This is a genomic window from Ornithinimicrobium ciconiae (assembly GCF_007197575.1).
In the GTDB taxonomy this organism is placed as follows: Bacteria; Actinomycetota; Actinomycetes; order Actinomycetales; family Dermatophilaceae; genus Ornithinicoccus; species Ornithinicoccus ciconiae.
Genome location: NZ_CP041616.1, coordinates 2,523,314 through 2,547,070, shown reverse-complemented (window position 1 = coordinate 2,547,070; position 23,757 = coordinate 2,523,314). Strand labels below are relative to the sequence as shown.

The 23,757-nt window shown below is 69.8% G+C and carries 20 protein-coding genes; all 20 read left to right on the top strand.

The genetic code is table 11. The features are described 5' to 3' along the window. The first annotated feature begins 71 nt into the window (after positions 1-71). Positions 72-518, top strand: coding sequence for a type II 3-dehydroquinate dehydratase (locus FNH13_RS11675; protein ID WP_143783581.1), 447 nt, complete (start codon positions 72-74; stop codon positions 516-518). A 131-nt stretch (positions 519-649) separates the two neighbouring features. Continuing rightward, positions 650-1,210, top strand: a complete 561-nt coding sequence (efp, locus tag FNH13_RS11670; protein ID WP_143783580.1) for an elongation factor P — start codon at positions 650-652, stop codon at positions 1,208-1,210. Positions 1,211-1,216: 6 nt separating this feature from the next. After that, positions 1,217-1,630 (top strand): transcription antitermination factor NusB, encoded by a 414-nt coding sequence (gene nusB / locus FNH13_RS11665; protein ID WP_143783579.1) that lies wholly within the window; start codon positions 1,217-1,219, stop codon positions 1,628-1,630. Positions 1,631-2,021: 391 nt separating this feature from the next. Further along, positions 2,022-2,747: a MerR family transcriptional regulator gene (locus FNH13_RS11660; protein WP_143783578.1), complete on the top strand. Its 726-nt coding sequence runs from the start codon at positions 2,022-2,024 to the stop codon at positions 2,745-2,747. 182 nt (positions 2,748-2,929) lie between these two features. After that, on the top strand, positions 2,930-3,562 hold the full coding sequence (pyrR, locus tag FNH13_RS11655) for a bifunctional pyr operon transcriptional regulator/uracil phosphoribosyltransferase PyrR (RefSeq protein WP_143783577.1): 633 nt from the start codon (positions 2,930-2,932) through the stop codon (positions 3,560-3,562). Beyond that, entirely contained in the window at positions 3,559-4,515 is a 957-nt protein-coding gene (locus tag FNH13_RS11650) for an aspartate carbamoyltransferase catalytic subunit (protein ID WP_143783576.1), read from the top strand. The genes pyrR and FNH13_RS11650 overlap by 4 nt, the downstream gene beginning before the upstream one ends. Before the next feature lie 71 nt (positions 4,516-4,586). Next, complete coding sequence (locus FNH13_RS11645) at positions 4,587-5,930, top strand: dihydroorotase (protein WP_143783575.1); 1,344 nt, start codon at positions 4,587-4,589, stop codon at positions 5,928-5,930. Next, on the top strand, positions 5,927-7,102 hold the full coding sequence (gene carA / locus FNH13_RS11640; protein ID WP_143783574.1) for a glutamine-hydrolyzing carbamoyl-phosphate synthase small subunit: 1,176 nt from the start codon (positions 5,927-5,929) through the stop codon (positions 7,100-7,102). The genes FNH13_RS11645 and carA overlap by 4 nt, the downstream gene beginning before the upstream one ends. Next, positions 7,095-10,436, top strand: coding sequence for a carbamoyl-phosphate synthase large subunit (gene carB, locus FNH13_RS11635; RefSeq protein WP_143783573.1), 3,342 nt, complete (start codon positions 7,095-7,097; stop codon positions 10,434-10,436). Before carA ends, carB begins: the two co-directional genes overlap by 8 nt. Further along, positions 10,433-11,287 (top strand): iron-sulfur cluster-binding protein, encoded by an 855-nt coding sequence (locus tag FNH13_RS11630; RefSeq protein ID WP_143783572.1) that lies wholly within the window; start codon positions 10,433-10,435, stop codon positions 11,285-11,287. Before carB ends, FNH13_RS11630 begins: the two co-directional genes overlap by 4 nt. Positions 11,288-11,304: 17 nt before the next feature. Further along, positions 11,305-12,498, top strand: coding sequence for a beta/alpha barrel domain-containing protein (locus FNH13_RS11625; protein ID WP_143783571.1), 1,194 nt, complete (start codon positions 11,305-11,307; stop codon positions 12,496-12,498). Further along, on the top strand, positions 12,488-13,360 hold the full coding sequence (gene pyrF, locus FNH13_RS11620; RefSeq protein ID WP_143783570.1) for an orotidine-5'-phosphate decarboxylase: 873 nt from the start codon (positions 12,488-12,490) through the stop codon (positions 13,358-13,360). Before FNH13_RS11625 ends, pyrF begins: the two co-directional genes overlap by 11 nt. 175 nt (positions 13,361-13,535) lie before the next feature. Beyond that, on the top strand, positions 13,536-13,853 hold the full coding sequence (gene mihF, locus FNH13_RS11615; RefSeq protein WP_143783569.1) for an integration host factor, actinobacterial type: 318 nt from the start codon (positions 13,536-13,538) through the stop codon (positions 13,851-13,853). A gap of 50 nt (positions 13,854-13,903) precedes the next feature. Then, positions 13,904-14,560, top strand: a complete 657-nt coding sequence (gene gmk / locus FNH13_RS11610) for a guanylate kinase (protein WP_143785104.1) — start codon at positions 13,904-13,906, stop codon at positions 14,558-14,560. After that, positions 14,557-14,820: a DNA-directed RNA polymerase subunit omega gene (rpoZ, locus tag FNH13_RS11605; protein WP_143783568.1), complete on the top strand. Its 264-nt coding sequence runs from the start codon at positions 14,557-14,559 to the stop codon at positions 14,818-14,820. Before gmk ends, rpoZ begins: the two co-directional genes overlap by 4 nt. A gap of 73 nt (positions 14,821-14,893) precedes the next feature. Further along, positions 14,894-16,171, top strand: a complete 1,278-nt coding sequence (gene coaBC / locus FNH13_RS11600) for a bifunctional phosphopantothenoylcysteine decarboxylase/phosphopantothenate--cysteine ligase CoaBC (RefSeq protein WP_143783567.1) — start codon at positions 14,894-14,896, stop codon at positions 16,169-16,171. Between the two features lie 50 nt (positions 16,172-16,221). Beyond that, a complete protein-coding gene (gene metK, locus FNH13_RS11595; protein WP_143783566.1) occupies positions 16,222-17,436 on the top strand; it encodes a methionine adenosyltransferase in 1,215 nt (404 codons plus the stop codon). Positions 17,437-17,447: 11 nt separating this feature from the next. Further along, positions 17,448-19,841: a primosomal protein N' family DNA-binding protein gene (locus FNH13_RS19580; RefSeq protein WP_228266372.1), complete on the top strand. Its 2,394-nt coding sequence runs from the start codon at positions 17,448-17,450 to the stop codon at positions 19,839-19,841. 216 nt (positions 19,842-20,057) lie between these two features. Further along, a complete protein-coding gene (locus FNH13_RS11580) occupies positions 20,058-21,956 on the top strand; it encodes an ABC transporter substrate-binding protein (RefSeq protein WP_143783565.1) in 1,899 nt (632 codons plus the stop codon). A gap of 249 nt (positions 21,957-22,205) precedes the next feature. Then, on the top strand, positions 22,206-23,723 hold the full coding sequence (locus tag FNH13_RS11575) for an ABC transporter permease (RefSeq protein WP_143783564.1): 1,518 nt from the start codon (positions 22,206-22,208) through the stop codon (positions 23,721-23,723). Positions 23,724-23,757: the final 34 nt, after the last annotated feature.

Below are 23,757 nucleotides of genomic sequence, written 5' to 3'. Positions count from 1 at the left end.
AGGTGGCACCACGGGCCCCTCGCAGGCCAGCGTCGACCCGTCTGCCACGCGCCGCCACGTAGCATGAGGCCGTGTCCACCACGGTCCTCGTCCTCAGCGGTCCCAACCTGGCAACCCTCGGCAGCCGTGAGCCGGAGATCTATGGCAGCACCACGCTGGCCGAGCTGCAGGGGCAGGTGATCGCCGAGGGGGAGCGCCTCGGCCTGGACGTCGAGTGCCGGCAGACCGACGATGAGGCCGAGCTGGTCCGGTGGGTGCACGAGGCGGCCGCCGCGGGCTGGGACGTCGTCCTCAACCCCGCCGCATTCACCCACTACTCGTATGCCGTGGGGGACGCCTGCGCACACCTGGTCGGGATGGGCTCGCGCCTGGTCGAGGTGCACCTGTCGAACCCGGCCGCCCGCGAGAGCTTCCGGCATACCTCTGTCGTCGGGCGGTCCGCGAGCGGCACGATCGCCGGTTTCGGGGTGGGTTCCTACCTGCTGGCGCTGCGCGCGCTGGCCAACCCGCAGGTCTAATTCGCCCCGTGAGTTACCGTCCCTGCGCCGCGTGACGTTAAACTGACTGACGCTTCCCAGACTTCCCGTAGTGCCCCTGTCTGGCTGGACCTGTGCGCCGGGGCGGCACACGACATACGAAAGAGACACCTGTGGCAACCACGAACGACCTCAAGAACGGCATGGTCCTGTCGATGGACCAGGGACTGTGGCAGGTGCTGGAGTTCCAGCACGTCAAGCCCGGCAAGGGCCCGGCCTTCGTGCGGACCAAGCTCAAGAACGTCACCTCGGGCAAGATCATCGACAAGACCTTCAACGCCGGCACCAAGGTCGAGACGGCCACCGTGGACCGCTCCGACATGGAGTACCTCTACAACGACGGCACCGACTTCATCTTCATGGACAGCAAGACCTATGAGCAGATCCCGGTCTCCGCGGAGATCATGGGCAGCGCCAAGGACTACCTGCTCGAGAACGGCCAGGCGATGATCGCCCAGCACGAGGGCTCTGTGCTGTATGTCGAGTTGCCGCCGAGCGTGGTCATGGAGATCACGCACACCGAGCCGGGCCTGCAGGGCGACCGCTCCACGGGCGGCACCAAGCCGGCCACGCTGGAGACCGGCGCGGAGATCCAGGTGCCGCTGTTCCTGGAGACCGGCACCAAGGTCAAGGTGGACACCCGTGACGGGTCCTACCTCGGCCGCGTGAACTGACCCTCGGTGGGAGCACGCACCAAGGCGCGCAAGCGGGCGCTGGAACTGCTCTACGAGGCCGAGGCCCGGGGTCTCAATGTTGGCCAGTTGCTGGCCGACCGGGTGGCGGCGCCGACGACGCAGCACCCGCTCCCGGACTACACCGTGACCCTCGTGGAGGGCGTCCTCGCCCACTGGGGCGAGATCAACGAGGTCCTGGAGACCTATAGCCAGGGCTGGCAGCTGGACCGGATGCCCTCGGTCGACCGCGCGGTCCTGCGCGTGGCGACCTGGGAGATCGTCTGGAACGACGAGGTCCCTGACCCCGTCGCGATCGCCGAGGCCGTCGAGCTGGTCCAGGGCATGTCCACCAACGAGTCGCCCACGTTCGTCAACGGGCTGCTGGCCCGCGTCTCGGACGTCAAGGCCACCCTGGCCTGAAGCCCCCACCACCTGCTCGGGGGGGCGCTGGATCTCGTGAGTAGTCCCTGCACCCCGACCAGGCCGAGGGACACGAGCCGCTGGTGCCGCTCCTCCTGCCGTGCCAGGAGTTGAGCGAGAAGCTACGGGTCGACGAGTGCTGCGGATATTCGCGGTTCGCGCTCCCAGAGCGCACAAAACAGCAGCACTCGGCGATCGTGGCTCTGAAGCGGCCGGCCTCTGCGCGCTGCGCGACGGCGTCGGCCCTTGCGCGCTGCGCGACGGCGTCGGATAACCCACGCTCGGCCTGAGCCGCTCCCTCGTGAGCCGTGATGATCCGGCTTGACATTGACGCATGCGTCAACCGCCACACTGGTCCCAGACGTCGTCGAGACCAAAGGAGGTGGGCGGCATGGAGTGGTCCATCCAGGAACTGTCGACGGCTGCCGGCACGACCAGCCGCACGTTGCGCTACTACGGCGAGCGTGGCCTGGTGATGCCGAGCCGACTGGGCAGCAACGGCATGCGGTTCTACGACGAGTCCGCGCTCGGCACGCTGCTGCGCATCCGCATCCTGCGGGACTACGGCGTCGGGCTGGAGGCCATCGAAGAGGTCCTCCGCCGGGACGTCGACACCGTGTCGGCGCTCAAGGAACATGCCGCGTCCATGCGGCATCACAGACGTGAGCTCTCTCGGCGCATCGCGTCGTTGGAGCGCACGATCAACAAGATGGAAGGAGGTGAACAACTCATGGCAGACGAAGTTTTTGACGAGTTCGACCACACCCAGCACCGCGAGGAGGTCGAGCAGCGCTGGGGCAAGCAGGCGTATGCCGACAGCGACCGCTGGTGGCGCTCGCTCTCCGACGAGGAGAAGCAGGGCTTTCAGCACGAGCAGAAGGCGATCGCCACGGCCTTCGGCGAGGTGGCTGCCTCCGGGGCTGACCCCAGCTCCGAGCAGGCACAGGCGGTCGTGGCGCGTCATGTCCAGTGGCTGTCAGGACCCACCACGGTGACGCCGGGGTACCTGAAGGGACTGGGCGAGATGTATGTCGCAGACCCGCGTTTCGGAGCGAACTACCCCGGCTACGCCGAGTTCGTCCGGGACGCGATGAGCGTCTACGCCGACCGGTTGTGAGGCATGCGGGGTGCCGGGGCTGCAGACCCGGCCCTCCGTCATACGCCACGCGTCCGGTCGAGGTCGAGGGGCGCCATACCGCGCGCTCGGTCGGGTGGGGGTAGGCGTAGAGTACGAGGCACCACACCAGATACAACGACGTCCTTTAACCACCGTCCTGTGAGGCGGGGAAGGAGTGGGCCATGAGCCCTGCCCGTGACCGAGGCCCCGAGGGGTCGACCGACGAGACCGGTGGACGGGTGGTGCTGGCCCAGGCGGAGATCGCCCGCGCGCTGCGCCGGATCGCCCACGAGATCCTCGAGGGCAACAAGGGGAGTCAGGATCTGGTCCTGATGGGCATCCCTACTCGCGGAGTCCCCCTCGCCCACAGGCTCGCCGAGGCCCTGCGTGACGTCGAGGGGGTGGACATTCCGGTCGGCACCCTCGACATCACGATGTATCGCGACGACCTGCGCTCCCAGCCCACCCGCGCTATGGAGCGCAGTCAGGTCCCCGCAGACGGCGTGGACGGCAAGGTGGTGGTGCTCGTCGACGACGTGCTCTACTCCGGCCGCACGGTGCGCGCGGCGCTGGACAGCCTGGCTGACCTCGGCCGACCCCGGGCAGTGCGCCTGGCCGTGCTGGTGGACCGCGGTCATCGGGAGCTGCCGATCCGCGCCGACTATGTGGGCAAGAACCTGCCCACCGCCCAGGCCGAGCGGGTCTCGGTGCGCCTGGCCGACACCGACGGCACCGACGAGGTCGTCATCTCTGGACCGGCGTCCCGATCGGCATCCGGACCGGCGTCCGCATCAGCAGGGGAGGGCGGCAAGTGAAGCACCTGCTCTCCATGGCCGATCTCTCGCGCGAGGAGATCCTGGAGATCCTCGACACCGCGGTCAGCATGCACGAGGTCCAGCACCGCGACGTCAAGAAGCTCCCGACGCTGCGCGGACGCACCATCATCAACTTCTTCTTCGAGGACTCCACCCGCACGCGCAGCTCGTTTGAGATCGCCGGCAAGTGGCTCTCGGCCGACACCATCAACCTCACCGGCAAGGGCACCTCGGTGTCCAAGGGCGAGTCGCTGCGGGACACGGTCAAGACCATCGACGCCATGGGCGTGGACATGATGATCGTGCGCCACATGGCCTCCGGTGCCCCCGCCCAGATCGCCCAGTGGACCAAGTGCTCGATCGTCAACGCCGGTGACGGGATGCACGAGCACCCCAGCCAGGCCCTTCTCGACGCCTACACCATGCGGCAGCGCCTCGGTGACCTCGAGGGCAAGCACATCGCGCTGGTCGGGGACCTCACCCACTCGCGCGTCTTCCGCTCCAACGTCCTGTGCCTGACCACGCTCGGCGCCAAGGTCACCCTGGTCGCCCCCGCAACCCTGATGCCCGCGGGCATGGGTGCCTGGGCCCAGGCGGACGGCATCGAGCTCTCCCACGACCTGGACGCCGTCCTGCCCACGGTCGATGCCGTGATGATGTTGCGGGTCCAGCGCGAGCGGATGTCCGGTGGCTTCTTCCCCACCGCCCGGGAGTATGCCGTCACGTACGGCCTCACCAAGGACCGCCTCCGACTCCTCCCGGACCACGCGGTGATCTGTCACCCCGGTCCGATGAACCGCGGCCTGGAGATCTCCGGCGACGCCGCCGACGCTGCCCAGTCCCTGGTCCTGGACCAGGTCTCCGCAGGTGTCGCGGTCCGCATGTCGATCCTCTATCACCTGCTCGCGGGCGAGACGTCCGGCGCGCAGTCCGGCGAAGGGAGCGCAGCGTGAGTGACAGGACCAGCGAGGACACGAGCTTGCGAGGCCCGGAGCGGTCCGCGGAACTCACGAATGGAGCACGCATGAGCGCCAGTCACGAAGACCGTCCCACCACCACCGCACCCCTCCTGATCACCGGGGCGGACCTGGCCGGCACGGGCGCCGGGGACCTGCTGGTGGTCGACGGTCGGATCGCCGCCGTGGGCGCCGACGCGGCCGACGAGGCCCCCAGTGGGGCCCAGCGCTACCACGCCGAGGGCCTGGTCGCCCTGCCCGGCCTGGTCGATCTGCACACCCACCTGCGCGAGCCGGGTCGGGAGGACGCCGAGACGATCGAGACCGGCTCCCAGGCGGCGGCCGCCGGTGGCTACACCGCGGTCCTGGCGATGGCCAACACCACCCCGGTCACCGACACCGCCGAGGCGGCCGAGCGGATCTGGGACCTGGGCCAGCGCGCCGGCTATGTCGACGTCCACCCGGTCGGGGCCGTGACCAAGGCGCTGGCCGGCGAGGAGTTGGCCGAGCTCGGGCTGATGGCCCGCTCCCGGGCCCGGGTCCGGGTCTTCTCCGACGACGGCAGGTGCGTCCACGACGCCCGGGTGATGCGTCGGGCGCTCGAATACATCACCTCCTTCGGTGGCGTCATCTCCCAGCACTCCCAGGACCCGACCCTGGCCGGGGCCACCGCCTGCTGCCACGAGGGCGAGCTGTCCGGCCGTCTCGGCCTGCCCGGCTGGCCGGGGGTCGCCGAGGAGTCGATCGTTGCCCGCGACGTGATGCTGGCGCGCCACACCCGCAGCCGGGTGCACGTCGCCCACGTCTCCACCGCAGGCAGCGTCGAGGTGCTGCGCTGGGCCAAGAGCCAGGGCATCGACGTCACCGCCGAGGTGACACCGCACCACCTGCTGCTGACCACGGACCTGCTCAGCACCTATGACCCGGTCTTCAAGGTCAACCCGCCGCTGCGACCCCAGGAGGACGTGGAGGCGCTGCGCGAGGCACTGGCCGACGGCACGATCGACATCGTCGCGACCGACCACGCTCCGCACGTGCGGCAGGACAAGGAACACGCCTTCATCGATGCCGCCTTCGGCATGCTGGGCCTAGAGACGGCGCTGTCCGTGGTCAGCACGGTGATGGTCACGGAGGGCCGGATGACCTGGGCCGACGTGGCCCGCACCATGTCGACCGACCCGGCTCGCATCGCCGGACTCACTGATCAGGGACAAGGACTCACCGTGGGCGCACCCGCCAACATCACCCTCGTCGACCCGACCCGCGCGGTCGTGGTCGACGCCGCCCACTCCAAGTCGCTCTCGCGCAACAACCCGTGGCACGGCCGGGAGCTCACCGGCGGTGTGCACCTGACGATGCTGCGCGGCCGGGTCACGGCCCGTGAGGGTCTCGTGTGGGGGGCGGGCGCATGAGCACGCAGTCACCCGCGGTCCTCGTCCTGGAGGACGGCCGGGTCTTCGAGGGGGAGGCCTATGGCGCGATCGGCGAGACCGTCGGCGAGGCGGTCTTCTGCACGGGGATGACCGGTTACCAGGAGACGCTCACCGACCCCAGCTACCACCGTCAGGTCGTGGTGATGACCGCCCCGCACATCGGCAACACCGGCGTCAATGCCCACGACATGGAGAGCCAGCGCATCTGGGCGGCCGGCTTCGTCGTCCGCGACCCCGCCATCCGGCCCTCCAACTGGCGCTCGCAGGGTGACCTGCAGACCTCGTTGACCGAGCACGGCGTCGTCGGGATCTCCGGCGTCGACACCCGTGCCCTGACCATCCACATCCGCGACCGTGGCGCGATGCGCGCCGGCATCTTCTCCGGGCCGGTTGCCCTGGAGTCCATCCAGTCCCTCCTGGCCCGGGTGCACGCCGCCCCGCAGATGAGTGGCGCCGCCCTCGCCAGCGAGGTCAGCACCAAGCAGGAGTATGTCGTCGAGCCCAGTGGCGAACCCCTGTTCACCGTCGCGGCACTGGACCTGGGCATCAAGGGGTCCACGCCCGCCCTGATGGCCGAGCGGGGCATCAAGGTCCACGTTCTGCCCGCGGACACCAGCTTCGAGCGGGTCCGCGAGCTGGCCCCCGACGGACTGTTCTTCTCCAACGGTCCCGGCGACCCGGCGACCGCGGACAGCGAGATCGAGCTGCTGCGCCGGGCGCTGGACGCCCGGCTGCCGTTCTTTGGCATCTGCTTCGGCAACCAGCTACTCGGCCGGGCCCTGGGCCTGGACACCTACAAGCTGCCCTTCGGCCACCGCGGCATGAACCAGCCCGTCCTGGACCGCGCCACCGGCAAGGTCGCGGTGACCAGCCACAACCACGGCTTTGCCATCGCCTGGCCCGGCGGGGACACCACCCAGGCCGTCGACACGGCATACGGCCCGGTCCGGGTCTCGCACGTGGCCCTCAACGACGACGTGGTCGAGGGCATCGCCTGCACCGACATCCCCGCCTTCTCGGTGCAGTACCACCCGGAGGCCGCGGCCGGACCGCACGACGCGAGCGACCTGTTTGACCGGTTCGTGGACCTGATGCGAGCCGCCGGTGAGGACCCAGCACGCCACGAGGGGGAGGAGAGCCACGATGCCTAGGAACGAGTCCATCACGAGCGTCCTGGTGATCGGCTCCGGCCCGATCGTCATCGGGCAGGCGGCCGAGTTCGACTACTCGGGCACGCAGGCGTGCCGGGTGCTGCGCGAGGAGGGCGTGCGCGTCATCCTGGTCAACTCCAACCCGGCCACGATCATGACCGACCCTGATGTGGCCGACGCGACCTATGTCGAGCCGATCACCCCGGAGGTCGTCGAGACGATCATCGCCAAGGAACGCCCCGATGCGGTGCTGGCGACCCTGGGCGGGCAGACCGCCCTCAACACCGCGATCGCGCTCCACGAGTCCGGCGTGCTGGAGAAGTACAACTGCCCGTTGATCGGGGCGAACGTCGAAGCCATCCAGCTGGGGGAGGACCGGCAGGCCTTCAAGGGTGTGGTCGAGCGGTGCGGCGCGGAGAGCGCGCGCTCGATCATCGCGCACACCATGGATGAGTGCCTGGCCGCGGCCGAGGAGCTCGGCTACCCGATGGTGGTGCGCCCGTCGTTCACCATGGGTGGGCTGGGCTCGGGTTTTGCCTATGACGAGGAGACGCTGCGCCAGATCGCCGGTGCCGGCCTGCAGGACAGCCCGACCACCGAGGTCCTCCTCGAGGAGTCGATCATGGGGTGGAAGGAGTATGAGCTGGAGGTGATGCGCGACCACGCCGACAACGTGGTGGTCGTCTGCTCCATCGAGAACCTCGACCCGATGGGCGTGCACACCGGCGACTCCATCACCGTCGCCCCGGCGATGACGCTCACCGACCGGGAGTATCAGCGGCTGCGCGACATCGGCATCGCCGTCATCCGCGAGGTCGGCGTTGACACCGGTGGCTGCAACATCCAGTTCGCCGTCAACCCCGAGGACGGCCGGGTCATCGTCATCGAGATGAACCCGCGCGTCTCCCGCTCCTCGGCGCTGGCGTCCAAGGCCACCGGTTTCCCGATCGCCAAGATCGCTGCCCGGATGGCGCTGGGCTACACCCTGGACGAGGTGCCCAACGACATCACCAAGAAGACGCCGGCCTCCTTCGAGCCGAGCCTGGACTACGTGGTGGTCAAGGTGCCGCGCTTTGCCTTCGAGAAGTTCCCGGCGGCGGACCCGACGCTGACGACGACCATGAAGTCGGTCGGCGAGGCGATGTCGATCGGGCGCAACTTCACCGAGGCACTGCAGAAGGCGCTGCGCTCCATCGAGCGCAAGGACTCCTCCTTCCACTGGCGACGGGGTGAGCGCCCCACCCGCGAGATGGCCCTGGCCCTGCTGGAGGAGGCGGCCATCCCCACGGACGGGCGCCTCGTGCTGGTGCAGCAGGCGCTGCGCGGGGGAGCCACCGTCGAGGAGACGCACGCTGCCACCGGCATCGACCCGTGGTTCCTGGACCAGATCGCCCTGATCAACGAGCTCGCCGAGGAACTCGCCGACTCCGGCGCAGGGCCGGGCGCCCGGACCACGCCCCAGCTGCTGCGCCGGGTCAAGCGGCACGGATTCTCCGACGCCCAGATCGCCGAGATCGTGGGTCAGCCGGAGGCCGTCGTGCGGGGTGTGCGACAGGCCCTGGGGGTGCGACCGGTCTACAAGACGGTCGACACCTGCGCCGGAGAGTTCGCGGCCACCACGCCCTATCACTACTCCAGCTATGACTCCGAGACCGAGGTCGCGCCACGGGAGAACCCGGCGGTGATCATCCTCGGCTCCGGCCCCAACCGGATCGGGCAGGGCATCGAGTTCGACTACTCCTGCGTGCACGCCTCCCTGGCACTGCGCGAGCGCGGGTTCGACACCGTGATGGTCAACTGCAACCCCGAGACCGTCTCGACCGACTATGACACCTCCAGCCGGCTCTACTTCGAGCCGCTGACTCTGGAGGACGTCCTGGAGGTGGTGCACGCCGAGCAGGAGGCCGGTCCGGTGGCCGGCGTCATCGTCCAGCTGGGCGGTCAGACCCCGCTGGGCCTGGCGGCCGCCCTGAAGGCCGAGGGGGTCCCGATCGTGGGCACCTCGCCGGAGGCGATCCACCTGGCCGAGGACCGGGGAGCCTTCGGGCGGGTCCTGGCGGAGACGGGCCTGACCGCGCCCCGGCACGGCACGGCATACTCCGCTGCTGAGGCGGTGGAGGTGGCCCGGGAGATCGGCTATCCCGTCCTGGTCCGTCCCTCCTACGTGCTTGGTGGGCGCGGCATGGAGATCGTCTATGACGACGCGTCCCTGTCCACCTATGTCACCCGCGCCACGACCGCCGCACCGGAGCATCCGGTGCTGGTCGACCGGTTCCTTGACGAGGCGATCGAGATCGACGTCGACGCGCTGTATGACGGTCGCGACCTCTATCTCGGCGGCATCATGGAGCACATCGAGGAGGCCGGGATCCACTCCGGTGACTCGGCCTGCGTCCTGCCGCCGATCACGTTGGGTCGTGAGGAGATGGGACGCGTCCGGGAGGCCACACTCAAGCTGGCCGAGGCGATCGGGGTGCGCGGCCTGATCAATGTGCAGTTCGCCCTGGCCCAGGACGTCCTCTATGTCCTGGAGGCCAACCCGCGGGCCAGCCGCACCGTCCCGTTCGTGGCCAAGGCCACCGGGGTGCAGCTCGCCCGGGCCGCCGCGCTGGTGATGATGGGCTCGACCATCGACGAGCTGCGTGAGGCCGGCGTGCTGCCCCGGCACCGCGACGGTGGCAACCTGCCCGAGCACGCCCCGGTCTCGGTCAAGGAGGCGATCCTGCCCTTCCGCCGCTTCCGCACCCAGACCGGCCAGGCCGTCGACTCGATCCTGGGCCCGGAGATGCGCTCGACCGGTGAGGTGATGGGGATCGCTGCGGACTATGGCACGGCCTTCGCCAAGAGCCAGCTGCGGGCGGGCTCGGCGCTGCCGCAGTCCGGCACGATCTTTGTCTCGGTGTCCAACCGGGACAAGCGCTCGATGATCTTCCCGGTCAAGCGGCTCACCGACCTCGGGTTCACCGTCGTCGCCACGTCAGGCACCGCTGATGTCTTGCGGCGCAACGGGATCCCTGCAACTGTGGTGCGCAAGCACAGCCAGGGACGGGGGCCCGACGGGGAGCCGACGATCGTGGAGCGGATCGGCAGCGGAGAGATCGACATGGTGATCAACACACCGTCCGGTCAGGACGCGCGCGTCGACGGCTATGCCATCCGGGCGGCCACCACCAGCCTGGACCGTCCCATCATCACCACCGTCCAGCAGCTCGGAGCGGCGGTGCTCGGCATCGAGGCCGCCCGGTCGGGGCCGATCGAGGTCGCCTCGCTGCAGGAGCACGCCGCCCGGCTGGACCTGTTTGGCCAGCCCCCCGTGGAGGCGCCGCAGGGATGAACGCTCGCCTGCTGCGGCGCCGGGCCGGAGAGGTCGTGGCCAATCGACCGCTGGGTGCCTACCGGCAGGTTTCGGTGGTCCTGCCTGCGCTGCCCGGTCCGGCGCGCCCGGGACAGTTCGTCATCGTCCCCCCGGGCCGTCCGGACCGGGTGCTGCCCCGGACCTGGTGGTTGGCCGGGGAGCGGACCGAGGCCGGCTTCGGCAGCACCCTGGAGCTGGTGGTGCCCGACGGCGAGCCCGGCGAGCCGGCGCTGCCCGAGGCCGGTGACCAGCTCGAGCTGACCGGGCCTCTGGGGCGCGGTTTCGGGCTGCCCACTACGGCCGTCACCGCGATCGTGGCGACCGAGGGCGCTGCCGGGGCGGTCGGCCGCTGGCTGGCTGAGCGGCTGCGCGACAGCGGCTCCGAGGTGCACCTGCTCTCGTGCGCAGCGGACCCGGAGCAGCACGTCGACCTCGTGCAGGCCAGACGGGTGGCTGACGGGGTCGTGCTGTCCCACCCGGACCAAGCTGGCTCCGCCCTGGTCCAGCTCGCCCAGCGCACCGCCGCCAGCGTGCTGTATGCCGCCGGCCCCCTCGCGCTGTCGGCCACCGTGGCGCGGGTAGCCGCGCAGACGGGGGTCGTCAGTCAGGTCACCGGGGTCGACATCGGCGGTCCTGGAGTCTGTGGTCACGGGCTCTGCGGGGGGTGTGAGCTGCCGCTGATCTCGGGCCGCCGCGTCGGCGCCCGGGTGCGGCCGTGCTCCGAGGGCCCGGTGCTGCGCGGTGACCTGGTGGACTGGAGTGCCACCGGTGCGGCCGTGTCGGCGGAGTCGGCTGCTTCGGCATCGACAGTGTGGGCGGGGGGACGTTGATGACGCGGGTTCCGTTGGTGACCGCCGCAGCCGGATGCGGCGGGAGCGGCCGCGAGCTGGCGCGCTGTGGCGACCTAGCGCAGCTGGACGCCGTCCACCTGGGGCCGGTGGGTGAGCAGACCGCGCCGGTCCTGACAGCTGGCGCGGCGGACCTGGCAGCTGGCGCGGCGGACCTGACAGCTGGCGCGGCGGACGTGCAGGGTGTCGCGCTGGACCCGGGAGAGGGCGCCCCTCCGGGCCGCGGGGCCACCCTGCTGCCGACGCCGTCCGGACTGGTGCACAGACCCGCCCGGGTCCTGCCCACCGACCTCGTCGTCCAGGACCTGCTGCCGTGGTTTCGGGCGCGCGGCCTGGCCGTCACGGTCGCGGTGCGGGGCGGCACGCTCGGCGAGGTGGTCTCGGTCCTGCAGGCGCTGCGCCGCTCCCTGGACTTCACCACCATCACCGCGGTCGAGATCGACCTGGCCACCACCCGTGAGGAGACCCTCCCGACCCTGGGTGGGCTGAGCAGCATCTCGCCGAGCGCCAGCTGGTCGGCGGACCCGCAGGCCAGCCTGAAACTCCTGGCCGCGGTGCGGGAGCAGCTGCCACGGGATCTGCTCCTGCTTGCCAAGTTCGGGGGCGAGTGCCCCGACCCGGTGGCTACGGCTCGTGGCGCGGTCGGCGGGGGAGCGCGTGCCCTGGTCCTCAGCGGCAGCGTTCCTGCCCTGTCCGAGGGACACCATCTGGTCGGCCCCGCCACCGGGGTCATCACCCTCGGGCTAGTCAGGCGAATCCACGCGGCTATCGCGGCGGCTCGGGTGCCGCAGGTGCCCCTCGTGGCCGTGGGAGGCATCCACAACGTGGAGACGGCTCGGGCCGCGATCGCGGCCGGCGCCACGGGCGTGCAGCTGGGGTCGGCACTCTTCGCCGACCCCGCGCTCCTGTGGGAGGTCCATGCCGCACTGCTGGCTGGCGGACCGGAGCACGACGGCCCCATGGCCACCGAGCCCAGCGCCAACGACCCCAACACCCATCCTCGCAGCACCCACGATCCCAGCATCCACGACCCCAGCATCCACGACCCCAGCATCCACGACCCCAGCATCCACGACCCCAGCATCCACGACCCCAGCATCCACGACCCCAGCATCCACGACCCAAGCACCCACGATCCCAGCACCCACGATCCCAGCACCCACACAGATCCAGGAGGACCCCATGCCCGATGAGCGACCTGCCGGTGTGCCCCACGACCACGCTCCCTTCGGACCCCGCCTCCTCGCGGCGATGAGCCAGCACGGCCCCCTGTGTGTCGGCGTGGACCCGCACCCGCAGCTGCTCAGCCAGTGGGGTCTGCCCGACTCGGTCGAGGGCGTCGCCCGGTTCTGTGACGGCGTGCTGGAGGCCATGGGCGGGCGGGTGGCGGCGGTCAAGCCGCAGTCAGCCTTCTTCGAACGGCACGGCTCCGGCGGCGTCGCGGTGCTCGAGCGTCTCCTGGCAGATCTGCGTTCCGTCGGCACGCTGAGCGTGCTCGACATCAAACGCGGCGACATCGGGTCGACGATGGGCGCCTACGCCCAGGCCTACCTCGAGGAGGGAGCACCCCTGGCCGCCGATGCCATCACCGTCACCCCCTATCTCGGCACCGGCGCGCTGGCGCCGGCCGTCACGCTCGCCAAGGCCAACGGTCGCGGCCTGTTCGTGCTGGTGCTGACCTCCAACCCTGAGGCAGCGAGCGTGCAGCACGCGGGCGATCCCTCGGTGGCCGCAGCAGTCGCCGCCGACGTGGCCGAGCTCAATGCCGGAGGAGACCCGGTGGGCGACATCGGCATGGTTGTCGGGGCCACCGTCGGCGAGGCGCCCGCGCGGCTCGGCATCGACCTGGCTGGCGCCAACGGGATCGTGCTCGCTCCGGGTGTCGGAGCGCAGGGAGCTACCGCTCACGATCTGGCCATCACCTTCGCCGGGCTGGAGCAGCGTGTCCTCGTGCCGGTGAGCCGGGGTATCCTCTCGGCGGGCCCCACCCCGGAGCGACTCCGAGCCACCAGCGAGGCGTTGTCCGCCGAGCTGACCTCGAAGTTGTGGAGCTGACCTCGTGTTGGCAGGGTGGGCCCCATGTCGCTAGGTTCCCTGGGGGCAGTGCCGGCGAAGGTGACCAGTGGTCGCGCTCCGCAGGCACACAGGGCAGGATGAGGACAGGCAGAGACGGGCGCAGTGCGGCGCCCGGCTCTGAGGACATTTGAGATGACTCACAGAAGGAGCAACCGTGGCACTTCCCGAGCTGACACCTGAACAGCGAGCTGAGGCACTGGCCAAGGCAGCGGTGGCGCGTCGTGAGCGCGCCGCGGTCAAGAACCGGCTGAAGAACGCACAGGGGTCCCTGGCCGAGGTCCTGGCCGAGGGCAAGGAAAACGACATCGTGGGCAAGATGAAGGTGTCGGCACTGCTGGAGTCCATGCCCGGTGTCGGTCGCGTGCGCTCCAAGCAGATCATGGAGACGGTGGGGATCTCCGAGAGCCGCCGGGTCCGTGGTCTGGGTGCCAATCAGAGCCGCGACCTGCTCGCCTACTTCAACGAAGGCTGACCGCCCCCGTGACACCTGCCCCGGAGGGCGCGGGGCACCCGGGCGACACGATGGACGAGGAACGTGACGGGGGCCCACAGGCCGCTGCCCGCCTCGTCGTCCTGGCGGGACCCACTGCCGTCGGCAAGGGGACCGTCGCGGCATACATCCGCCGCCATCACCCCAACGTGTGGCTGTCGGTCTCGATGACCACGCGACAACCCCGCGCGGGTGAGGTCGACGGTGTCCACTACCACTTCGTCGACGATGAGGAGTTCGACCGGCTGCAAGAGGCCGGCGAGTTCCTGGAGTGGGCCGTGGTGCACGGTCGAGCCCGCTACGGCACCCCGCGGGGTCCGGTCGAGCGCGCACTCGCGCAGGGGCGGCCCGCGCTGCTGGAGATTGATCTGGCCGGCGCCCGTCAGGTCCGCGAGGCCATGTCTGAGGCGTTCTTCGTCTTTCTCACCCCGCCTTCATGGGAGGACCTGGTCGATCGCCTCATCGGTCGTGGCACCGAGACCGAGGAGGAACAGCAGGTCCGACTGGCCACCGCACGCACCGAACTGGCCGCCGCCACCGAGTTCGACGCACAGATCATCAACGACGAGGTTTCCCGTGCGGGTGAGGAACTCGTATCATTGATGTTTGACCCCCGCAGCCCCAGCCCGAGGACCAGTCCCGGGCAGGCCGGGCCGCGCACCGAGACGACGAGGACACAACTGACGTGATTGGCACAATCGCCACACCGGAGGGCATCACCAACCCCCCGATCGATGACCTGCTCCAGCGAGCCGACTCCAAGTACGCCCTGGTGATCTACGCCGCCAAGCGCGCCCGGCAGATCAACGCCTACTACTCCCAGCTCTCCGAGGGCCTGCTGGAGTATGTCGGACCCCTGGTGGAGTCCGAGATGACCGACAAGCCGCTGTCCATCGCACTGCATGAGATCAACCAGGGCAAGCTGCACACCTCCAGCCCGCAGAACTGACCCGACCCAGGCACACTGTCGCGGCGTCCGTCCCGGTCAGCCCGCGCTCGCCAGCAGGGAGAACCGTTCCGTCATGAGAGTCGTGCTGGGCGTGAGCGGCGGGATCGCCGCCTACAAGGCAGCGCTCCTGCTGCGTCTGTTCGTCGAGGCCGGCCACGAGGTGAGCGTGATTCCGACCGCCGCCGCGCTGCGCTTCGTGGGCGAGCCGACCTGGGCGGCCCTGTCCGGGCGGCCGGTCGCCAGCGACGTGTGGACGTCCGTGCACGAGGTGCCGCACGTCCGCCTCGGTCAGGAGGCCGACCTGCTCGTCGTCGCGCCAGCGACGGCCGACCTGCTCGCGCGCGCCGCCCACGGGCAGGCGGACGACCTGCTGACCAACACCCTGCTCACGGCGCGGTGCCCGGTGCTGATGGCGCCGGCGATGCACACGGAGATGTGGCAGCACCCAGCCACCGTGGCCAACGTCGCGCTGCTGCGCGAGCGGGGCGTTGAGGTCATGGACCCGGCTGCCGGACGTCTCACCGGGGCCGACACGGGCCCGGGTCGGCTGCCCGAGCCCGACGAGATCTTTGCCGCAGCGCTCGAGCTCTGCTCACGCACACCCCTGACGGAGACGGCGACGACGGCACCGACCGCGGGCGCGTTGGCCGGGTGCCATGTGGTGGTCAGCGCCGGTGGCACCCGCGAGCCCCTGGACCCGGTCCGCTTCCTCGGCAACCGTTCGTCGGGCAAGCAGGGGTTTGCCCTGGCCCAGGTCGCCGCGAGCCGCGGAGCCCGGGTCACCCTGGTCGCGGCCAACGCCGAGCTCCCGGTTCCTGACGGCGTCGACGTCGTGCCGGTGGAGACCGCCCTGGAACTGCAGGAGGCCGTGCGCACGGCCACCGCGGACGCCGACGTGGTGGTCATGGCCGCCGCGGTCGCAGACTTCCGTCCGCGCGAGTATCAGGACGCCAAGATCAAGAAGACGCACGCCCCGGGGCAGGAGGACTCGGCCCCGACCATCGAGCTGGTGCGCAATCCCGACATCCTGGCCGGGTTGGTCGCCGACCGGGGCCAGGGGCGGTCCCCGGTGATCGTCGGCTTCGCCGCAGAGACCGGTGACGCCAGCGGCGACGTGCTGTCCCTGGCGCGAGCCAAGTTGGTCCGCAAGAGGTGTGACCTGCTGGTCGCCAACCAGGTCGGGCGCGACCTGACCTTCGGCAAGGATGACTCCCTGGTGCACCTGCTCCGACCGGAGAGCGAGGAGGTCCGCACCGTCGGACCCGCCAGCAAGACGGTCGTCGCCGAGGCGGTCTGGGACGAGGTCGGCGAGCTGCTGGCCACGGGCGGCCCTGTCGGTCCCGGCCAGTAGACTGCGCCGAGTCCCACCAGCAGCCGCTGCAGTCCCCGAGGAGCCTCTTCGTGCCACGCCTGTTCACCTCCGAGTCCGTCACCGAGGGTCACCCCGACAAGATCTGTGACCAGATCAGCGACGGCATCCTCGACGAGCTCCTGCGCCAGGACCCCGAGTCGCGGGTCGCCGTGGAGACCCTGGTGACCACCGGCCTCGTGCACGTGGCGGGCGAGGTCCGCACGACCGGCTATGCCGACATCCCCACCATCGTGCGGGACACCATCCTCGAGATCGGCTATGACAACTCGCACAAGGGCTTCGACGGGCGCACCTGCGGTGTCCAGGTGTCGATCGGCGGGCAGTCGGCGGACATCGCGGCGGGTGTCGACAACGCCTACGAGCAGCGCGACAACCCCTCCGAGGACCGGTTCGACCTGCTCGGTGCCGGCGACCAGGGCCTGATGTTCGGCTATGCCTGCACCGACACCCCCGAGCTGATGCCGGTGCCGATCTGGCTGGCGCACCGCCTCGCGGAGGAGCTCACCGCGGTCCGCAAGAGCAACGAGCTGGACTACTTGCGCCCAGACGGCAAGACGCAGGTCACCATCGAGTATGACGGGGACCGGGCAGTCCGCCTCGATACGGTCGTGCTCTCCACCCAGCACGCCGAGGGGATCAGCCTGCGCGACCAGCTCGACCCAGACATCCGCGCCCGGGTCATCGCGCCGGTCCTGGAGCGGGCCCGCGACAACGGCCTCAAGCTCGAGACCGAGGGGCACCGGGTGCTGGTCAACCCGACCGGCAACTTCGTCATCGGCGGCCCGATGGGCGACGCCGGTCTGACCGGCCGCAAGATCATCGTCGACACCTACGGCGGCATGGCCCGTCACGGTGGCGGGGCGTTCTCCGGCAAGGACCCGTCCAAGGTTGACCGGTCCGCCGCCTACGCCATGCGGTGGGTCGCCAAGAACGTCGTCGCCGCCGGCCTGGCCGACCGGTGCGAGATCCAGGTGGCCTACGCCATCGGTGCAGCCACTCCGGTCGGACTCTATGTCGAGACCTTTGGCACCGAGACCCGGCCGGTAGAGCGCATCCAGGACGCCATCACCAAGGTCTTCGACCTGCGTCCGGCCGCCATCGTCGAGGAGCTCGACCTGAGGCGTCCGATCTACCAGCCCACCGCTGCCTATGGCCACTTTGGCCGGACCGGGGCCGTCGGAGTCGAGGGCGCCTTCACCTGGGAGGCGACCAACCGCGTCGAGGACCTGCAGGCTGCAGTCTGAGACGGCCGGTCGTGGTGGCCGCGCAGGAGCAGCCGACCGGGGAGCAACCGACCCTGGTCGGCCTCGCTGTGCCCGCACCGGGGACGCGTGACACCGACTCCGGCGAGGAGAGCCGCCTGACTGACCCCGTCGCCGAGGTGCTCGTCGACAGTCACCTGGCGCACCTGGACCGCCCCTTTGAGTATGCCGTTCCCACCGACCTCGACGACCTCGCCCGTCCAGGCGTCCGGGTGCGCGTCCGGTTCGCGGGGAGGGTCGTCGACGGCTACGTCCTGCGGCGCAGCGCAGAGGCGGAGCATCCTGGGAGACTGGCCCCGCTGCTCAAGGTCGTCTCTGCCGAGGTGGTGCTGACCCCGCACCTTGCGCGCCTTTGTCGCGAGCTGGCCGACCACTACGCCGGCACTCTGGCGGACGTTCTGCGCCTGGCCATCCCCCCACGGCACGCGCGCGCGGAGAAGTCGCTGCCGGTCGAGCAGCCCATGACGGAGCCGCCCACGACGGAGCCGCCCACGACGGAGCCGCCCACGACGGAGCCGCCCACGACGGAGCCGCCCACCTCGGAGCCGCCCACCTCGGAGCCGCCCACCTCGGAGCCGCCCACCTCGGAGCCGCCCACCTCGGAGCCGCCCACCTCGGAGCCGCCCACCTCGGAGTCGTCGACACGGCAGGCCGCTGGGAGGTCCGACGTGATCGAGCCGGACGGGTGGCAGTCCTATCCGGCCGGGGCCGCGCTCGTGCGTCGCCTCGCGGCCGGGGAGTCACCGGCCGCCGCCTGGACGGCGCTGCCTGATGCAGGCTCGGCGCAAGGATGGCCGACGGCACTGTCCACGGCCGTTGCCGCAGTGCACGCCTCCGGCAGAGGCAGTCTCGTGGTGCTGCCCGATTACCGTGACGTTGACCGGTTGGCCGCCGTGCTCGACGGTGCCGTGGGGCAGGACGCCTACGTGCGGTTGACTGCCGACCTGGGTCCTGAGCAGCGTTACCGCGCCTGGCTGAAGGTGCTGCGCGGGCACGTGCGGATCGTCATCGGCTCCCGCTCGGCAGCCTTCGCGCCGGTGCGTGATCTGGGACTGGTCGCCTGGTGGGACGACGGTGACGACAACCTGCAGGAGCCGCGCGCGCCCTACCCCCACGTGCGAGAGGTGCTGCGCCGCCGGGCAGCCATCAGCGGTGCCGGTCTGCTGGTTGGGGGTTATACGACGACACCACAGATCCAGCACTGGGTCAGCCGTGGTGACCTGCGCCTCGTGCGCGGCTCGGCCGCTGCCGTGGCCCAACGTGCCCCCAGGGTCACCGTTGCCGGTGAGGGCCACCAGGGAGCGCGCGACGCCGCCGCTGCCAGCGCCCGGATGCCCAGCATCGCCTGGCGTGCGGTCAAGGACGGGCTGTTGTCCGGGCCCGTCCTCGTCCAGGTCCCGCGTCGGGGATATCTCGTCGCGCTCAGCTGCGAGCAGTGCCGCACACCGGTGCGCTGCACCACCTGTGCCGGACCGTTGCAACGCAGCGGTGCGGGGGTGGTGCCCGCCTGTGCGTGGTGCGGGCGGGCGGACTCGGGACAGCCGTGCCGGGAGTGTGGCGACCGGTCCCGCCGCTCGAGCATCGTGGGTGAGGAGCGCACGGCGGAAGAAGTCGGCCGGGCCTTTCCGGGTGCCAGGATCGTGGTCTCTCGTGCCGGGCAGGTGCTCGCCACGGTCCCCGACCGCCCGGCGGTGGTGGTGGCCACCCCGGGGGCCGAGCCCGTTGCTGACTCGGGCTATGCCGCCATCCTGCTCCTGGACGGATGGGCGCTGCTGGACCGCGGCGGTCTGGACTCCGGTGTCGAGGCACTGCGCCGCTGGACCGCCGCGGCGGCGCTGAGCAGGCCGGGCACACCGGTCGTGCTCGCGGGGGTCCCCCCACACGCGCGGCTGCGCCCGGTCGAGGCACTGGTGCGGTGGGACCCGGTCTGGCTCGCCGCGCGTGAGCTCGACGAGCGCGCGGCCCTCGGACTGCCGCCGGTGCGCCGCACCGCGACGGTCACCGGCGACCCCGACGCCGTCTCGGCCGCCCAGCAGCGACTGGCCGGAGAGGTCACCGGTGGTCCGGGGCAGGGCGGTGGTCCACCTGGCACACACTTCGAGATCTTTGGCCCGCTGCCAGCACGCGGGGGGACAGACGAGTCGGCCCAGCTGCTCCGGCTCGTGGTCCGGGAGCGCACAGTCGCCGACGGACAGACTGGCGGGCCGGACAGTGAAAGGCGGGTCAGTGGCGGGCCGGACAGTGAAAGGCCGGACAGTGAAAGGCGGGTCAGTGGCGGTGGCAAAGCCCTGCCGGCTGCGTTGCAAGCCCTGCGCGCTGCGCGCAGTCTGCGCAAGGCCGGTGGTGAGCTGCACATCCGTCTCGACCCCGTGGATCTGGATCTGTGACCGATCCGCCACGGGGCACGGGGTTGCGTCTCAACTCGGTAACGATCGGGTCACCTTGCGGCGACTTGTGTTGGTAAACCCCTGCGAAGTTGCATAACTTTGCTCTCGCATACCCCCCGGCGCGTTGCAGGCTGCCGGGTCCCGGCCAAGGGGGCCGGCGCCCGCCTGCGGAGTGTCCGCTCAATAGGAGGAACATTGAAGATCAGGCGCACAACCATGGCGATTGTGGCCGCGGGAGCCCTGGTGCTGTCCGCGTGCACCTCAGGCACCGAGGACCCCGACGACACCACCACTGACGACACCCAGAGCTCCGAGGACGACTCTGCGGACGGCGACGACGCGTCTGCTGCTCCCGGAGACGACGGCTCGGAGACCAGCGGCCCCGACGGTGGCGAGGACGCGGCCCCGGCCGACACCGCCAAGCCCGACCTCGGTGACATCACCACCAAGGAAGACAACATCTACTTCTCGGTGGGTGCTGACGAGTGGGCCGGCCTCAACGCCAACACGGCTGAGACCAACTCCGTCTACAACGCGGTGGTCTCCTCGCGCCTTGGCTCCAGCTTCTGGTACTACGGCACTGACGGCACGATCTACCCGGACGAGGACTTCGGCACCTACGAGGTCACCAGCGAGGACCCGCTGACCGTCGAGTACACCATCTCGGACCAGGCTGTCTGGGAGGACGGCACTCCGATCACCTACAACGACTTCCTGCTCGAGTGGGTCGCCCAGAACCCGCCGTCGGTCTTCGGTGAGGCGCCGGAGGGCGACGAGGACTACGTCCCGACGTTCAACAACGTCGGGACCGACTGGGGCCTGTACGTCCCGGACGGCCCGGAGGGTGAGCTGGATGGCAAGACCTTCACGCTGACCTACCCGGACCCCTACCCGGACTACCAGCTGATGGTGGGCGGCCCGACCGGCCCGGCACACGTTGCCGCCGCAGAGTCCGGCATGACGCCGGAGGAGCTGGTCACCGCCATCAAGGACGGCGACGCAGAGGCCCTCGCGCCGGTCGGCGAGTTCTGGAACACCGGTTGGCTGTCCCCGGACAAGACCCTGCCGGACCCCGCCATCGCGCAGTCCAGTGGTCCCTACACCATTGACGGCTCCAAGGGCGCCGAGTGGAGCGTCGGTGAGTACGTCACCCTCGGACCCAACGACGTCTACTGGGGCCCGCCGCCGGCCACCTCCAACCTGACCTTCCGCTTCGCTGCGCCGGAGACTCACGTCCAGGCCCTGAGCAACGGTGACCTCAACATCATCGAGCCGCAGGCCACCGTGGACACCGTCCAGCAGCTGGAGGCCCTGGGTGACACGATCACCATCGACACCGGCGACACCATGACGTTCGAGCACCTCGACTACAACTTCGCCGAGGGCAGCCCGTTCGCCGAGGACGCTGGTGGCCTGGCCGCTCGCGAGGCCTTCGCCTACTGCGTGCCGCGTCAGCAGATCGTCGACAACCTGCTCAAGCCGATCACCGACGAGGCAGTCGTCATGAACTCCCGGGAGGTCTTCCCCTTCCAGGAGGGCTACGAGGAGCACGTCGGCAAGATCTACGACGGCCGCTACGACCAGATCGACCTGGAGACCGCCAAGACCAAGTTCGAGGAGTCCGGCCTCGAGGAGGGCACGCAGATCCGCATCGGTTACGGCGCGGGCAACCAGCGTCGTGTCGACCAGGTCGCGCTCATCAAGGCCTCCTGTGACCAGGTCGGCTTCGAGATCGTCGACGCGAGCGCCCCGGGTCTGGGCGACGTTCTCGCCTCCGGTGACTGGGAGATCGCGCTGTTCGCCTGGGCCGGTTCCGGCACGGTGACCGGCTCGGCCTTCTGGTACCAGATCGGCAACGAGGGCGGCAACTTCGGTCAGTGGGTGAACGAGCCGGCGGACACCGCCTGGAGCGTCATCTCCACCACCCTGGACGAGACGGTCCGGGAGGAGCAGCTGGTCATCATCGAGTCCGAGGCCTGGAACGACCTGCACAGCATCCCGGTGTTCGCGCACCCGGGTGTCGTGGCCTACGACAGCACGCTCCAGAACGTGATCCTCAACGCCAGCCAGACCGGCGTGCCGTGGAACGCGGAGCAGTGGGTGCGCAGCGAGTGATCATCTGATCACTGGCCGGTGAGTTCGTCACCGGCCGCACCAGCCGGACGTATGCAGTAACCGGTGGGGCGGGACCTCGGTCCCGCCCCACCGGTCCGTCCGGCACCAGACCGGCCCGAGAGCGGGCCACGGCCCTCCCGGAGGATGAGTCTTGCGGCACTCCGTCCCAGAGGATGACAGGGCACGTGCCGAGCGTTACGCTCGGGCGACCCAGGCCACGGCAGCCTCACGTACCCGAAGGGAAACCCCGTGCTCAGATTCATCTTGCGCAGGCTCGGCGTCTCAGCCCTGATCCTGTTCCTGGGATCCGTCTTCCTGTTCTTCATCACCGTCTTCTCCGGTGACCCGCTGGAGGACCTCCGAGAGAGTCGCGAACGCACTGCCCAGCAGCAGATGGAAGCCCGCACCCGGAACATGAACCTGAACGAACCCTGGTTCGTGCGGTACTGGATGTGGTTGACCGGTGTAGCAAAGTGCGTGACGCTCAACTGCGACCTGGGTAATGACTCGACGGGTGCCAGCATCAGCACCTCCCTCGTCAACGCCGCCGGCAGCACCCTGCGGCTGGTGACCCTGGCAACGGCCCTGGCCATCATCATCGGTGTGACGATGGGCATCCTGGCCGCCATCCGCCAGTACTCCGGATTTGACTACGCAGTCACCTTCGCCGCCTTCCTCTTCTACTCCCTGCCCGTCTTCTGGGTGGCGGTCCTGCTCAAGGAGTACGGCGCGATCCGGTTCAACAACTGGATGGCTGATCCATCGGTCTCCTTGACAACCGCACTCATAGTCGGCCTGCTGTTCGGGCTGACCATCGCCTCGGTCCTGGGTGGGGACCTGCGACGCAAGTTGGTGACCGGGGGAGTCGCTGCTCTGGTGGGCTTCGGTGCGATGACCTACTTCGACCAGGTCGGCTGGTGGCGTCAGCCCGCGCTCGGACTCCCGCTGATCATCCTGATCGCGGCCGGTGCTGGCGTGCTGCTGACCTACCTGACGGTGGGCACCACCAACCGCAAGATCCTGTATTCCTCCCTGACCACCATCGCGGCCGGGGTCGTGGGCTGGTTCATCTTCAACGGCTGGATCGTCGCGCCGACCTACCCGCTGCTCCTGCTGATGCTCGCGATCGCCATCGTGTCCGGCATCGTGATCGGCTGGTTCTGGGGCGGCTGGGACCGCAACATCGCGATCTGGGTGTCCATCGGCACCGCTGTCGCCTTCGCGGGCGCCACGGCGCTGGACCAGCTGCTGCGCAACTGGGGTCCGTTCCTGGACCGCAAGCCGCGACCCATCTCGACGATCGGCTCAGGGTCTGTCAACTTCGAGGGTCCGTTCTGGACCGAGATGTGGGACTGGGGGGTCCAGTTGATCCTGCCCACCATCGTGCTGACCGTCATCTCGCTGGCCAGCTACAGCCGCTACACCCGCGCGTCGATGCTGGAGACCATCCGGCAGGACTACGTCCGCACGGCACGCTCCAAGGGGTTGTCTGAGCGGGTAGTCATCACCAAGCACGCCCTGCGCAACGCGCTGATCCCCATCACCACGATCGTGGCCTTCGACTTCGCCGGCCTGATCGGTGGCGCGGTGGTCACCGAAACGGTCTTCGGTTGGAAGGGCATGGGTGCGCTCTTCCAGGAAGGTCTCCAGCGGGTCGATCCTGCCCCGGTGATGGCCTTCTATCTGGTGACCGGCACGGCAGCCGTTCTGATGAATATGGTCGCCGATATCGCCTACGCCTTCCTTGACCCGCGGATCCGGACGTGAGCAGGTGGCCCACCATGACCTGCCAGCCCGACTC